The 14,726-nt window shown below is 46.4% G+C and carries 13 protein-coding genes and 2 tRNA genes; all 15 read right to left on the bottom strand.

Features of this window, described 5'->3' with window-relative positions; translation table 11 throughout:
* Positions 1-70 precede the first annotated feature (70 nt).
* Positions 71-1,072: a protein kinase domain-containing protein gene (locus tag VP472_RS00405; protein WP_070081267.1), complete on the bottom strand. Its 1,002-nt coding sequence runs from the start codon at positions 1,070-1,072 to the stop codon at positions 71-73.
* Positions 1,038-1,775 (bottom strand): vWA domain-containing protein, encoded by a 738-nt coding sequence (locus tag VP472_RS00400; RefSeq protein WP_004264624.1) that lies wholly within the window; start codon positions 1,773-1,775, stop codon positions 1,038-1,040. The genes VP472_RS00405 and VP472_RS00400 overlap by 35 nt, the downstream gene beginning before the upstream one ends.
* Positions 1,776-1,842: 67 nt before the next feature.
* Positions 1,843-4,332: a stage II sporulation protein E gene (gene spoIIE / locus VP472_RS00395; RefSeq protein ID WP_004264625.1), complete on the bottom strand. Its 2,490-nt coding sequence runs from the start codon at positions 4,330-4,332 to the stop codon at positions 1,843-1,845.
* A 209-nt stretch (positions 4,333-4,541) separates the two neighbouring features.
* Positions 4,542-4,613, bottom strand: a tRNA-Glu gene (locus VP472_RS00390).
* Between the two features lie 9 nt (positions 4,614-4,622).
* A tRNA-Met gene (locus VP472_RS00385) sits at positions 4,623-4,699 on the bottom strand.
* A 157-nt stretch (positions 4,700-4,856) separates the two neighbouring features.
* On the bottom strand, positions 4,857-5,243 hold the full coding sequence (locus VP472_RS00380) for a S1 domain-containing RNA-binding protein (protein WP_004264630.1): 387 nt from the start codon (positions 5,241-5,243) through the stop codon (positions 4,857-4,859).
* Between the two features lie 80 nt (positions 5,244-5,323).
* A complete protein-coding gene (divIC, locus tag VP472_RS00375) occupies positions 5,324-5,701 on the bottom strand; it encodes a cell division protein DivIC (protein ID WP_016936533.1) in 378 nt (125 codons plus the stop codon).
* A gap of 17 nt (positions 5,702-5,718) precedes the next feature.
* On the bottom strand, positions 5,719-6,354 hold the full coding sequence (gene yabQ, locus VP472_RS00370; RefSeq protein ID WP_004264635.1) for a spore cortex biosynthesis protein YabQ: 636 nt from the start codon (positions 6,352-6,354) through the stop codon (positions 5,719-5,721).
* The gene (gene yabP / locus VP472_RS00365; protein ID WP_004264638.1) at positions 6,351-6,653 is read right to left on the bottom strand and encodes a sporulation protein YabP; all 303 of its coding nucleotides are present in this window, start codon (positions 6,651-6,653) and stop codon (positions 6,351-6,353) included. Before yabP ends, yabQ begins: the two co-directional genes overlap by 4 nt.
* A 78-nt stretch (positions 6,654-6,731) precedes the next feature.
* Complete coding sequence (locus VP472_RS00360) at positions 6,732-6,992, bottom strand: RNA-binding S4 domain-containing protein (protein WP_004264639.1); 261 nt, start codon at positions 6,990-6,992, stop codon at positions 6,732-6,734.
* A 1-nt stretch (position 6,993) separates the two neighbouring features.
* A complete protein-coding gene (gene mazG, locus VP472_RS00355; protein WP_077721690.1) occupies positions 6,994-8,469 on the bottom strand; it encodes a bifunctional methyltransferase/pyrophosphohydrolase YabN in 1,476 nt (491 codons plus the stop codon).
* A complete protein-coding gene (locus VP472_RS00350; RefSeq protein ID WP_146275988.1) occupies positions 8,459-10,039 on the bottom strand; it encodes a putative polysaccharide biosynthesis protein in 1,581 nt (526 codons plus the stop codon). Before VP472_RS00350 ends, mazG begins: the two co-directional genes overlap by 11 nt.
* A 168-nt stretch (positions 10,040-10,207) precedes the next feature.
* Complete coding sequence (gene spoVT, locus VP472_RS00345) at positions 10,208-10,744, bottom strand: stage V sporulation protein T (protein ID WP_015416660.1); 537 nt, start codon at positions 10,742-10,744, stop codon at positions 10,208-10,210.
* A gap of 136 nt (positions 10,745-10,880) precedes the next feature.
* On the bottom strand, positions 10,881-14,414 hold the full coding sequence (gene mfd / locus VP472_RS00340; RefSeq protein ID WP_071392212.1) for a transcription-repair coupling factor: 3,534 nt from the start codon (positions 14,412-14,414) through the stop codon (positions 10,881-10,883).
* A gap of 69 nt (positions 14,415-14,483) precedes the next feature.
* Positions 14,484-14,714 (bottom strand): anti-sigma-F factor Fin, encoded by a 231-nt coding sequence (locus tag VP472_RS00335; protein ID WP_004264650.1) that lies wholly within the window; start codon positions 14,712-14,714, stop codon positions 14,484-14,486.
* Positions 14,715-14,726 lie beyond the last annotated feature (12 nt).

Raw genomic sequence — 14,726 nt, 5'->3', positions numbered from 1 at the left:
ATATACATATCCTATCACTTTCATTCCCTCCAAGCAAAGAAGAAGCATGAGCGCAGGCGTCCGGCCGGCATTAGATGAGAAAAAAGACGATGTAAGCGAAATAAAGGGCGAGAACGCTGATTAAAATAAGTGTTGTTTCAAACAAACCATTGTGCTTTGCGGGTTTTTGTTTAGGTTTATACCGCGTTTGAGATACAGCGCCCTGCCGCGGTTTTGATTGCGGCAGCTTAGGCTTGGCGGCGGCTTTCCTTTTACTCCCGGCGCTCTGCCCCGCCGTCAGGATGTCATGCTTCATGGCTTCCGCAGACGGATATTGGCCGTTTAAAGCAGAAAACAGAACCTTCTTATACTTATTCAGAAACGGGTGGCCTTCAATGATAGAACGAAGCTGTTCTTTCGGCTGTCCTGACTTTTTGCACTCTTTCTTCTGGACACAGTGGATCATGATCATTGCGACAGCAAACAGGTCATAGGATGGTTCTGCTTTTCTTGTTCCATACCCCCAATAGCCCCTGTCGTAAAACTCCGTATACTCTTTAATCGCGCGGCCTTGTTTTGTCGTTCCCCCTACATCAATGCAGCGGATGGCAGCCGGAGGTCCGGTTACAATGAGATTGTCCGGTTTGAGGTCGCCAAAAACCCACCCTTGCTGATGAAGGACTGACAGGCTGGAAAGAAGCTGCACCATCAGCACCGGAATCCACTCCGCTCCCTTACTGCTGATATATTGCGGAAGAAGCGGCCCTTCTATGTACTCCATCACGTAAAAAGAGACATTTTTATTCAGCTGAGGAATAAACGCATCGTCCGCATCAAAAAAAGAAGGCCCCATCGTTTGCGACCGGGCCTTTGAAAAGGATTTTAAGACATTCACTTCAGAGGTAACAGACATGCTGTCGCTGCTTATTTTCAAAGCGACCTGTCCGCCTGATGCTTCTGCCAGATATACAATACCGTTAGCCCCTTTTCCAAGCTGTTTGAGCAATCTGTAGGATTTGCCGTTCCATTTGCCCTGAATTGCCGTCCCCGGTGCCAGACTACATGCCAAACTCGTTAAAGCGTCGTTCATCATCTGCCAACATGCTCCTTCTTGAGCGGATTCTCTCAAACTGCTGCGTCGCTTCCCGGATAGCGGGGCCCGTAGGGGTGATACCGCCGGTCGACAGCTTCGCAAAGAGTGCAGAAAGGGATTCAAGCTTCGGCGTCCAATTCAGCACAAGCTCAACTTCCTGGCTTTTCCCGGGAAATATACACATGGCAAATTCATTTTGTCCGGCCCGGGAATTTAAACTGATGGAAAGATCGATCAGCGCTTCTTTCACCGTCGGCAGTTTCGGCGCCATACTCGCACTCGTATCAACCAGCACAAGCACCTGCAGATGAACTGTTTCTCCGAGTTCATCAACCACTTCCATCACTTCGCCGCGTTTTTCCGGAGAAAGCTCTTCCATTTCAACGTTTTTCCCTAAGATTTGTTTAAGCTCTTGATTGACGACACCTTGCAGCGTCTGGGTCATTGCTTTTTTCGTTACCATTTGAACCGTCTGAGACAATTGTGACGCGTACACAACTTGATGGACGCCGCCTCCGGCCATGGCGATGCCTTCAACTTCCTTCATTGCCTCTTGGTCAATCGCATTTTCTTCCATAATCCCTATAACATTCACCGTAATCCCCTGCTCCTTGGCGAAAGCCGCCATTGCAATCGGGTCTTCACCATGATTGGAGCAGCCATCTGTAATCAGCAGAACTTGATTTAAATGTCCCTTATTCACATACATTCCTCCCGGTGATACGATTAGTCCCATCTTCGCCAGAAGGAAAGTGATTTATACGAAAGGATTAAGAAATCTCCTTTTTATTTTGGAATACCGCCGGCACCGGTATGGAAGCCCATTTCGGCGTGTTGTGATCAATCCGGACAACAACCACCGTCATATCGTCTTCGATTTGGCCGGAACGCGTTCTGATGACCTCTTCCATTAATATATCAGCGATTTCCTGCGGATCTTCGGTTTTCAGCCCTTTCATTTTCCGTTTCATCCACAGGTCATGGTTTTCAACGTGCTTCGGTCCTTCAAAAATACCGTCACTCATCATGACGAGCAGATCTCCCGCTTTTAACTGTTCACTTACAACCTCCACATCAAATTCATTGATGATACCGATCGGCAGATTGCTGGCCTGCACTTTCATGACTTGATCTCCCCGCTTGATAAAACTCGGCGTTGAACCGACCTTCAAGAATTTGCAGCTTGCATCCTGAAGATCAATGATAGAAAGATCGAGAGTTGAGTAGATTTCATCTGTCGTCCGTAAAGACAGAATACTGTTGATCGTTTTGATCGCTATTTTTTCATCAATACCTGATTCGAGAATTTTTTCGAGCAGCTTAATCGTTTCATTGCTCTCATAATGGGCCCTCGCCCCATTGCCCATACCGTCACTGATCGCGGCCGCATATTTTCTCGCCCCCAGTTCCATCATGCTGTAGCTGTCGCCGGAGACAAGGCCGCCGCCTTTAGCCGCATGAGCCGCGCCTGTCGATACCCGGTACGATTTGGTCGAACCGAACGCAACATGGCTGTAGCCATTCGGATGAGCCGAGTGCTGTTCGCTTTTGACAAGTATCTGCTCCTCAAGAATGTCAGACAGCATCGGGGCGATAATTTTCTCACTCTCACCGTGTCCTCCGCTGAACGGGATTGTCATTTCGATATCAATATTGCCCTGCTCCAAGCTGTATATCTCGACATGCTGAATCTCGATTCCGAAATGCTGAAGCGCCTCTATCATTTGTTCTTCCTGAATAAAATGCTGCTCCCTCTCCCGTTTTATTTCCCGAGAAAAGTCCGCCATGACCTCAGAAACCCCCAACAGCTGCTCGGCAACAAGCCTCCTGCTGTCCTGAACTTTTCTCTTCAGTGTCAGATGGGCGTGATGGTGGGCAAGTTCGTCCTCAATCAGCTCTTCCACCTGTCTGGATTTGGAACAGTGCTGTTGAAACTCTTTTTTTAATCTGCGGTTTGAGGCATACTGTTTTTCCTCTGTTTCATGCATAACTTGTTTCATTAAGTCATATGTTTTATCAAAGTTTTGAACCCAGCATTTGCTTTTCTTATAGCAGGATTGGCAGGAATGCTCGGTGATTTTGCTTAAAAAGAGATCCACTTCCCCTTCTTCCGCCTGCTCATCGGAAGACGTCTGATGAAAGGTGGCGAAGCTCTCCGACAAGGCATGAAACACATTGGAGAACTGGTCTACTTTCTGGGCGGTGACATCTCTGATTTTCCTCGCGTACTGCTGCTGTTCCTGACTGTGCTCAGCAGTGCCCGGTATGTATCGCGCCACCTTTTTCGTAATCGATTGGGGCGTAATCAAAAACAAAACAACGGCAATCAAAGATTCATAAAGAGTGGTCATTAATCCGGCAGACCCTTCTCCATATAATGAAATCAGCAGTGAGCCGATCACCAATCCGACTGCGGCGCCGGCTTTCTTTCCTTCTTTCAGCAGCCCGCCAAGAAGCCCGGAAAACGCAAGCAGACTCATTTGATAGAGATTCCCGATATTCGCAAGCCCGAGGATCAGTCCGGTCACAACACCGACCGTACAGCCGATGCTTGCCCCGCCGACAAAGGAAAAACTCAGCACGACATAGCGGGCCAGGATATGCTCAGCCTGCATTCCCTGAAATGAAACACCGGCAAGCCCGGTTAAAACAGATGCGATCAAGATCATAAAACAGATGATTTCTTCTATTTTTAACGATTGCTTCACTTTTTTGATCGTGAAAATCGGCAGGCTTTGTAAAAAGATCAGCGTCAAAATAAAGGCCAGGCCCGCCTCGACAACAGCCATCACATAATCATAGGTTGTAAAAGCGCCGCTTTCAAAATAAACAAATCCGATTCTCGCGGCAGCCATTGAGAAAAACACCACGATCGGCAGCATCTTCACCCGGTCCTGCACGATATATGTACCGATTTTTGAAAATAGAGTGAAGACGGCCAAAGCTGTGAGAATCAATAAAGAGTGTTTCGGCGAAATGGTTAAAGCGCCCGCAAGCAAAGACAGACAAGCATAGAAGGCTTTATCTCTTCTGATCAAAAGCATCGCTCCGAAAAACGGCAGTGCAAACGGAAGAACCTCAGATAATATGAAAGCCCGTCCAAGTAAAAAACCGATCACGACATAAATGAAACCCTTATAGAAAAAAAGTGAATGCGCTTGATGGACTGTAAGCTTTGCCGCCTTTTCAAAAAACGATTGCAGTTTTTCCAGAGCTTGTCCCGCCATCGGCCCGTTCACTCTTCTTTCCGCTTTTTCCATTGCTCTCATCCCCCACCTGTTTTATTCGTTGCTTGTCATTATAAATGAAAGCCCAGATAGGATTTTGTCAAAAGAAGGTAACAATTCCAAAGAACTCTTCGACGCTTTCTCCCTTGTTCCCCTTTCCTTTCGTATTTCCTCCGACATTTCTCAAAAAGTTGTCTAAATATGAAAAAATCGGCTTCTGCAACAGAAGCCGATTCGCTTGATGACCCGTACGGGATTCGAACCCGTGTTACCGCCGTGAAAGGGCGGTGTCTTAACCGCTTGACCAACGGGCCAGATATATATGGTAGCGGCGGAGGGGATCGAACCCCCGACCTCACGGGTATGAACCGTACGCTCTAGCCAGCTGAGCTACACCGCCATATAGGTGCTTATAAGCACAAGTTATATAATACAAAGGTTTCTTCATTCCGTCAACAGAAACTTCAAAGTTTTAATTTTCTGACTATAAAGGCGCATACAAAAAAAGCACCCGCTGGGATAGACGGATGCTCCATGTATTTATAGAAAGCAGCAAGTTATCCTCTTCTTGCTCCGCGCCCTCCACGTTTTGATTCCGTGTTTCGTTTTAAAGATGATAAGCGGTCTTCGCTATCTTTAAGAAACTTGTTCATTTTCTGTTCAAAAGATTCTTTCGGACGGAAATCATTTCTAGGTCTGGCTTGCGGACGGTCTTTAGCTTTTTTAATTGATAAACCAATTTTCCCGTCTTTTTCAACGTTGATGACTTTCACTTCAACTTGATCGCCGACTTTTAAATGCTCGTTAATGTCTTTTACATAATTATCGGCTACCTCACTGATATGAACGAGACCGGTTGAGCCTCCAGGCAATTCAACAAATGCTCCGAAATTTGTAATACCTGTTATTTTCCCTTGCAACTTGCTGCCAACTTCAATCGACATAAAAAAAGTGCTCCTCCTTAGGCTTATAAAAAGATCGTTTGTTTAATTATACCTAAATAAAAATTTAAGTGTCAACAAGGCTACTTGCTCTTCTTTTCTACATTAAAGAGAATCTCACCATTTCCTGACATAAACAAGTCTCTTCTGGCAAGCTCTGTGACGTAATCCTCATCCTTTAATTTGGAAATTTCATCTTTTAAATCAGCCTGTTTCGCATCCAATTCTTTTACTTGTTTTTCCAGCTGAGCCTTTTTTTCTTCGTTTGCGCTAAGGGAAGAGGTCTGTGACCACAGAGAACCCGCTAAGACAATAGCCGTCAACAACACAAGGGCGCCGAATACGATCAACCGTCTGAAAAGCCCTTTCCGCCTTCTTTTCATAAGCTGGGATTGCCGTTCAACCTGCTCTTTATAGTCGTTTTGAATTTCAGTTATTGTACGTTCTCTAGATAGATTCAAACCAGACGGTCCTCCTTTCACCTTTTCAAAATACGTATCATGGTCGATCTGATTGTTATGATTAGTTTCTTGCTCTTTTGTAAAAATCCTGCACTTTTTTGAAAATATCGTTTGAAAGTAAGACGCCACTTTTCAGGAAGAAGTTTCAATAATTGTTTCAACAGGAAAAACAGCGGATACAGCAAAAACGCTACGATCTTAAAAAGACACTTCGCAAAAAAGGCACTCACCCGATAGGAGTATAAAGAAATAACCGTGATCAGCCCGATGAGCAGCTTAAAGAGCAGAAGCACCGGACGGAACAGCACGTGCTGAATGAGCTTTTTTGCGAATTGGTAAAGAGACACCGCAAGATGAATGGCAAATTTCAGTATTTTTATATACATTCGTTTAAACAGGCTTTGGTACGTCGCAATACCCAGTAAGACAGCCAAGAAAATGTATACCCTGAGTTCTCCTTCATTCACGTTGAGCAGCACATAGAAAAACAGCAGACCTTGTACAATCCAAAAGAGAATGTCATGAATGAATAACAGCCATCTGGCCGTTTTGGCGCGGCTGACAAACAGCCTGTATGTATCAAGCGACGCTCCGAGCCAGGCGCCCATACCGGTCATTGCCAGCATCGTATAAAATTGGGTCGTCAGCGTCATTTAAACAACTTGCTAAAAAACCCTTTAGCTTTATCCCCTTGCTGCTCGTCTAAATATACAAGGTCAAACACCCTGCCTTTTATAGATACAATCCCTTTTTCCACATCAAGGTTTTTCATCTGCAGGTTCTCGCCTCTGACGGAAAGCATTCCCATAACCGTTTCCAGCAAAAACTCTTCGTTATCAAAACTTTCCACATGCTTGACGCCCGAAATGTCTAAATGCTTTCTCCCTTTCATCGTTACATCATGCTGTTCCGGAACAGAAGAAGAACCTTTTTGCTCATAATATGAATTCATCTATTCAGCCCCCATATCCTCGATACTTTTAGCATTATTACTGCATTGTATGAGGCGGGAGCCTTGTTTAGAACAAGCCTATTCGCCGAGTTTTTCTTCTTTGACGATTGTATACATGCCCGCGGCTTCTTCTTTTTTCGTTGTTTCTTTCAATTCATTTACCTTCACGGTGACAAGCTTCTGCCCGAAGCGGACCTTCAGTTCATCACCGGCTTTTACGTCTGAGCTGGCTTTCGCCTGATTCCCGTTAACGGTGATTCTCCCTTGATCGGCGACCTCTTTCGCCAATGTGCGGCGTTTAATTAATCTGGATACTTTTAAAAACTTATCAAGTCTCATATCAGAATCTCCTCTCCATTTCTTTTGCTTCATCCCACAATTTGTCCATTTCCTCAAGTGACATTGCGGTCAATTCAAGGCCCTTTGCTGCCGCTTCTTTCTCAATATAAGCAAAGCGTCTGCGGAATTTGTCATTTGTCATGGCGAGCGCTTCCTCAGGCTCAATTTTATAGTATCGGCCGATATTGACCAATGCAAATAAAACATCGCCGAATTCAGCTTTTAAGCTGATTTCATCTGCTGATTCGGCGGAAGCCTCTGCAGAAAATTCCTTCAGCTCTTCATTTACTTTATCCCATATGTCCTGAACGTTATCCCAGTCAAAGCCGGTTTTTGCGGCTTTTTTCTGAAGCTTGGCGGCTTTCGCAAGAGAAGGCAGGGTTTTCGGCACGGCATCCAGCAATGAAGAGGATGTTGTTTGCTTTTCCGCCTTTTTGATTTCTTCCCAGTTGGCGACGACATCATGTTCATCCTGAACCTTAACATCCTTAAACACATGCGGGTGCCGTCTGACCATCTTCGCACTGATGTCTCTGATGACATCATCAATTGAGAAATACCCCTCGTCTTCTCCGATCTGGGCGTGCAGCATAACCTGAAGCATGACGTCCCCGAGTTCTTCTATCATGTGATCCGTGTCCTCTTCGTCAATGGCCTCAAGCAGTTCGTAGCATTCCTCAATCATATATTTCTTTAATGACTGGTGTGTCTGCTTTTGATCCCACGGACAGCCGTTCGGCCCGCGAAGCTCGCGAATAATACTTCGGAATGCAGAAAATTCCTGGTAAAGGAGTTCTTCTTTTTTAATCGGCGGAACATACACGCTTGTTAAGTTATTTATTTCTACATTGCGGTCAAGTTCAAACAAAGGCACCTTGGTCATCTTTTCTCCCTGGCTCCCGGCTGCCGTAACGATGACCACTTCATAGTCGTCAGGCAATTTCTCCATGAGCGTCAGCTTCACCTCAGAGGCCGTCATTTGGTCATAAACCTGGCAGATGATCAGGTGATGCCGGAGTTCGAGCTCATCCGGCGTCATTGTTTGCGCATCCGTAAATTGAAACCCTTCAATCGGATCAATTCGCAATGCATTAAAAGTGGCATCCAGAAAGCTTTGCCCTCCGGCAGTATGAACAGCTATCTGTTGTTCTTCCCGGCGTTCAAATAACAGCTGAACGGTTTTCTCAGCGACAAACGGATGCCCGGGTACAGCGTAGACGACATCTTCTTGCTTCGCTTTTTCAAACAGAATGTCCGTGATCTCTTCATAGACTGCTTCAAACTGATCATGTTTTTCATAAATATCATCAAAATACCGGATGTCCGCTTCCGTCTCTTGCTCTAATTCCGAAATCAAAGGGTGGTCTTTCGTTCTTATATATAAATGCTTCGCCTGAGTCAGCAGCTTATGTACGCCCACTGTCAACTGATCCATGTCTCCGGCGCCGAGACCGACGACCGTGATATTACCTGCCATGTTTTTCTCTCCTCTTTTTCAATTTGCTTAAAGCACTGCCAAAAGGAAGGCCGCTCAGCTCTTCGTCCGTGAAAATCTTCATTCTTATCATACAATAAATAAACAATAGCCCTCCGATGATTGACGCAGACAGACTCTCACCTACAGCTCCGACCCTGCTGACAGGAACAAATAACTGCCAAAGCTTCATATATACGAGCAAAAAGAAGACCATCAGCAGACTGCACCAGCACAGACGGACAATCACGCCGCCGATATTCGTCAGCCAGCCCTTCGACCAAATTCTCCGGAGATTCAAGCACGCAACTGCGGCGAATGCCAAGACGGTCGCCAGTGCCGCTCCTGTAATACCCCAGCCGGGGACCAGCCAAACATTCAGCACCCATTTCAGCGCCCCTCCCGCCAAAACGGATACGGCGGGGAAAACGGTATGTCCCGCTCCTTGCAGAATCGCGGCTGCCGTAAGCGCAATTGAGGCAAAAAAGATAGATAAGCTGAATATTTGTAAGGTCTGCGTCCCCTCACTGTTTTGGAAAAGCATGATATTCACCGGTTCTAAAATGCAAAAAAGCCCGGCCGATGCGCCGATCCCTACCGCAAGGCAGAGCTTGACGGCTGATGTCGCTTTCTCTTTTATGATAAACGGCTTGTTCCCATGCACCGCTTTTGAAATGGAAGGAACAAGAGATGCGGCGATACTGACGGCAAACACGGTTCCCAGCTGAAGGAGCGGCTGTCCGCGGTCATATATGCCTTTCAGCTGTTTCGCGGCATGGCTCTCCGTCCCGTCTGAAAGCAGTGAATATAAGTTCAAGGCGTCTACAAGCTGAATCAAAAGCATGAGTACACTGCTGATACAGATGGTGACTGAATAAAGCAGCAGCTTTTTTACAATGACGGCCGTTTTGATATGTCCGCCGTCTTTCTTTGTTTCTTCCCGCTTATACCAGAAAACAGCCAATACACAAAGGGCCGCAAAGCTCCCGGCTATTGATCCCGAGACCGCCCCCGCACCCGCCGCGTATAATGAACGGCCGCTTTTCAAAAGCCAGAAGGATAAACCGAGAAGCACCGCCACCCGAAGAAACTGTTCCGTAATCTGGGATAAGGCTGACGGCATCATATCATGCACGCCTTGGAAATACCCCCGGATAACCGCCGTAAACGGAAACAGTATGAAAGCGAACGCCGCGACCCTTATCAGCATCACAAGGCGGGCGTCACCCATAAAACCGGCCAACGGCGCCGCGCCGGCATACATGAGCGCAAACAGAACAAGTCCGGCCGCCGTGACATAAAGGGCGGAAATTTTCATTATTTTTTGTTTATGACCGCTATAATCGTTCATTAATTTTGAGATGATCACCGGAAAACCGGATGTTGACAGCATGACCGCGATCCCTAAAAACGGATACACCTGCTGATAAATGTAAAACCCGACGTCACCGACAATATTCTGAAAAGGAACCCTGTACACGGCGCTTAATATCTTCGTCACGATGCCCGCAACGACGAGCACAAAAGCACCTTTCCATGCCGATTGCCGTTTGGCGCCAACTGAATCGTTCATCCAAAAGCTCCTTCCAGCCGCTAGAAAATTACGTCTATAAAACGAGCTTATTATATCACAATCCTAACGGCCGAACCGATAGAGAGCACATATGAATATGAAAAAGAACAGCACTTGTATAAGAGCTGCTCTTTCTCCGTTTTCTTATTTCAATAATGGTAATAAGACCTACTGCTCCATCTGCCTCGCCAAAAAACTGGCTGCCGTTTCTACCGCTTTATGTTCTACCTCTCCAAGCGCCTGTTCCTTGGAAAAGATGACCACGGCACCGATAGGATCGCCATTTGCCACGATCGGAGCGATTGTATAGGAGCTCATATCTTCATCAACGTCATTCACAAGCTGCGCGGACTTTACGTCGTTTTCTACCACTGAGCTGCGCTGATCCATCGTTTTTTCGAGCAAATCGCTGATGGATTTGTTCAGAAATTCTTTTTTCGAACTGCCTGAAACGGCAATATACGCGTCACGGTCGCAAATCAAGACGGAATGGCCGAGACTGTCATACAATGCATCTGCATATTCTTTCGCAAAATCGCCAAGCTCACTGATAGGAGAATATTTTTTCAGTATAACTTCTCCGTCGCGGTCAACGAATATTTCAAGCGGGTCTCCTTCCCTGATTCGCAGTGTTCTCCGAATTTCTTTAGGAATGACGACCCGTCCTAGATCATCAATACGACGTACGATACCTGTAGCTTTCATCTCTCTGGTGCCTCTCTTTCATGTGATGATATTTAAGGGAAAGTACTAAAGCTCTTTACTTTATGTAGCTTCCGCCACTCGCTTGAAATTAGTATCCGTCACATCAAATGTAATATACACCAGAGAGTAACAATTTTTATGAAGACGCGATTGTTTCTTTCTTCACATTCTGAAGGCCTTTCAGCATGCCGAGCACGGTCTCCAGCCACTCTTCCGTTTTGCGGCCTTTCGTCTGTACTGAGATTTTCAGCTTTTTCCCTTCCATTCCCAGTCCGATCTGCCGGCCGTATTTATTGCCGAGTTCGAATAATTTCTGGCCGTCAATCTGTGCGCTGGCCTCTTCAGAAATGGTAAATCTGATCGCGTCTTTATCCTGCTTGATGAGTTCGACGCGTTCATATTTTCCGTATACCTTCATCTCAGCAACCGTAAACAGCCATTCAACTTCTTTAGGGTAGCTGCCGAACCTGTCGATGATTTCATCTTGGAGCTCATTTTTCTCCTCAATTGTGGCGATTGACCTGAAGCGTTTATACATGTCGATTTTTTGCTTGCCGTCTTGTATATAGTTTTCGGGAATATACGCGTCAAGCTCGATATCGATTTCTGTCTCAAACTGTTCGCTTTTCGGAATATCGCCTTTCCGCTCTTCAATCGCTTCCTTGAGCATTTGCGAGTACAGGTCAAAACCGACTGAGTCGATAAAGCCGTGCTGCTGGGCGCCGAGAAGGTTCCCCGCTCCCCTGATCGTCAAGTCACGCATGGCGATTTTAAAGCCTGATCCCAGCTCGGTAAATTCTTTAATCGCCTGCAGCCGTTTTTCCGCCACCTCAGTAAGCACTTTGTCTCTGCGGTACGTAAAATACGCGTAAGCGACGCGGTTGGAACGGCCGACCCGTCCTCTCAGCTGATACAGCTGAGACAGCCCCATTTTGTCTCCGTCGAACACAATCAAGGTATTGACATTTGGTATATCTACGCCTGTCTCAATAATAGTCGTGCTGACAAGGACGTCTGATTCCCCTTCCAGAAAATTGAGCATGACGCTTTCCAATTCATTTTCAGTCATTTTTCCGTGGGCATATGCCACTTTCGCATCGGGAACAAGCATGGAAATTTCATCAGCCTTCCGCTCGATGTCATCCACGCGGTTGTACAAGAAATATACCTGTCCTCCGCGCGCCAGTTCTCTTTCGATAGCTTCTCGTACAAGCGCGCCGTTGTATTCCACGACATATGTCTGAACAGGGAAACGGTTTTCCGGCGGCGTTTCAATAACGGATAAGTCCCGCACACCGAGCATGGACATATGAAGCGTACGCGGAATCGGCGTCGCTGTAAGAGTCAGCACATCGACATTGGCTTTGATCTGTTTGATTTTTTCTTTATGCGTTACGCCGAAGCGCTGCTCTTCATCAATGATGAGCAAGCCGAGATCTTTATAGACGACGTCTTTAGATAAGAGCCTGTGGGTTCCGATTACGATGTCTACCGTTCCGTTTTTCAGGCCTTTAATCGTTTCATTGGATTCTTTTCTCGTTCTGAATCGGCTGAGAAGACCGATGTTAATCGGATAGTCCTGAAAACGCTCCATAATGGTTTCATAATGCTGCTGCGCGAGTATTGTCGTCGGCACAAGAAGCGCGACCTGCTTTCCGTCTGCGATCGCTTTAAAGGCCGCTCGGATGGCTACCTCCGTCTTCCCGTAACCCACATCACCGCAAAGCAAACGGTCCATCGGGCGTTCTCTTTCCATATCCTTTTTAATCTCCTGAATGGAACGGAGCTGGTCCTCTGTTTCCTGATAAGGGAAAGCAGATTCGAACTGCCGCTGCATTTCATGATCGGGCGAGAACGCATAGCCTTTGCTTGCTTCCCGTTCCGCATAAAGCTTAATCAGATCATCGGCAATATCCTGAACGGAGTTTTCAACTTTTTTCTTCACCCGTTTCCATTCACTGCCGCCCAGTTTATAAAGCTTCGGTTCTTTTCCTTCAGAGCCGACGTACTTCTGCACCTGATCGATTTGTTCTACAGGGACGTACAGCTTATCGCTGCCCTGATAATGAATGTTGAGGTAATCTTTATGAATGCCTTTGATTTCTAGTGTTTCGATCCCCAAATACTTACCGATCCCGTGGTTGACGTGGACGACATAGTCACCGACCTGAAGCTCGGAATAGCTTTTGATCCGTTCGGCATTTGTCAGCTTCTGCTTTCTCGGCTTTTTCTTAATTCGGTTTTTGAACAGCTCTTCCTCCGTAATGACGGCCAGCTTCATCAGCGGCAGTTCAAAACCGGATTGCAGCTCGCCTTCCATGACATAGACCTGTCCTTGCACAAGCGCTTTGGAGCTGTCCGTTTTTGCGGCTTCAATTTCGTAATCAGCCAGCACGGATGCCAATCTGTCGGTTCTGTCCTTATTTGCGCCTAAAAAGACGACGGTGAAGTTTGATTTCTTGAAGCGCTCCATTTCACCTGCGAGCACATTCATCTGCCCGTGAAAACTCTGCATCTGCCTGCTTGTCACATTCACGATATTCTGAGGGCTTGTATGCTGGACATGACGCAAAAATAATGAATAATAAATAGCCGGGCGCCGCTTTTCGCTCATAAGCTCCTGAAAGCTGAAGGATAAATGAATGTCATGCAGAATTTTCCCTTCCTCGAGCAGACTTGTCGTAAATTCGGCCTCTTCTTTTTGCAGCTGATCCTCCATTTCATGAATGCGGCTGACCTCGTCTAACAGTAACAACGTGTCTGCCGGTGTATAATCTAGCAAACTAGCAGGTTTTTCGTAAAAGTACGAGAGATACTTCACAAGTTCCTGATCAGTCTGTCCCGTTGATAACCGTTCTTTATCATGTGAGATATTGATATGAAGCATTTCCTTTTGTTTGTCCTGCTTCAGCTTTTTCAGACTGTCGGCAAGCCCTTTATCAAGCCTTTCCATTGCCCGGGCTTTTTCTTCCGCCCTGATGATCAATTCCTTCGCCGGTCCGATCGCCACATGTTTGAGCGTCTCGATTGATCTCTGGTCATCAGAATTGAAGCTTCTGATGGAATCGACCTCCGTATCAAACAGTTCAATTCGCACCGGATGCTCCGACGTCAGCGGATAAATGTCGATAATTCCGCCGCGAATACTGAATTCACCGGGTGCAGAAACCATATCGGAACGCTCATACCCCACCTCTACAAGGCGCGCGGACAGCTGATCCGGTTCTATATCGTCTCCGAGTGAAATGACGAGCTGGCTGCTTTTCCACAGCTCCTTCGGCGGAAGCATTCTTCTCACTGCCGCAACGGGCGCCACAACGACCGGCGCTTCTCCGTTTGTTAATCTATTAATGACATCAAGCCGCTGAGCGCGCAGTTCAGGACTGGCTACCGCAATTTCTGAAGAAATCAATTCATTCACGGGGTATAAAAAAACAGATTGATCCCCGAGAAGCGCCGTCAGATCTTCCGTCACTTTTTGGGCCTGATATAAATTATGGGTGATAAAGAAAATCGGCCTTTTCGTTTCTTGTGCAAGGGCGGAGGTAAAAACAGAACGCGCGGAACCTGACAGACCCGCAAGCAGCTGTTCCTTCAGCCCCTCATGTAAACCGTTGACAATGGATTTAAAATCATCGCTTTCTTTAATAAAGGTTTGAATGTTGTCCATATGGGCCCTCCTCTCTATTTTCTGCAAGAACAGAAAAACGCTTTGGTCTAGAATCTACACCAAAGCTTCTTATTGAATAAATGTGTTGTGTTCATGGTAGTGCGGATTGCGTTCCAGCGCCTCTTGGCAGTCTTCACAAATTGTAAGAACATGGACATCTCCATTGTCTTTATATGAAATCATATCGTTTCTTTCCTCATTTGTTAAGTGCTGAAATCCAAGTGACTGTGTCGGCACCGTCGAATATTCCAGGCTCCCTACCTTAAAGCCGCAGTGGCGGCAGAAATAATGCAAAGCCATACGTTGGACCTC

The sequence above is a fragment of the Bacillus sp. MT(2024) genome, assembly GCF_036362845.1.
GTDB lineage: Bacteria > Bacillota > Bacilli > Bacillales > Bacillaceae > Bacillus > Bacillus velezensis.
This window is presented reverse-complemented; position numbering and strand designations above follow the sequence as displayed.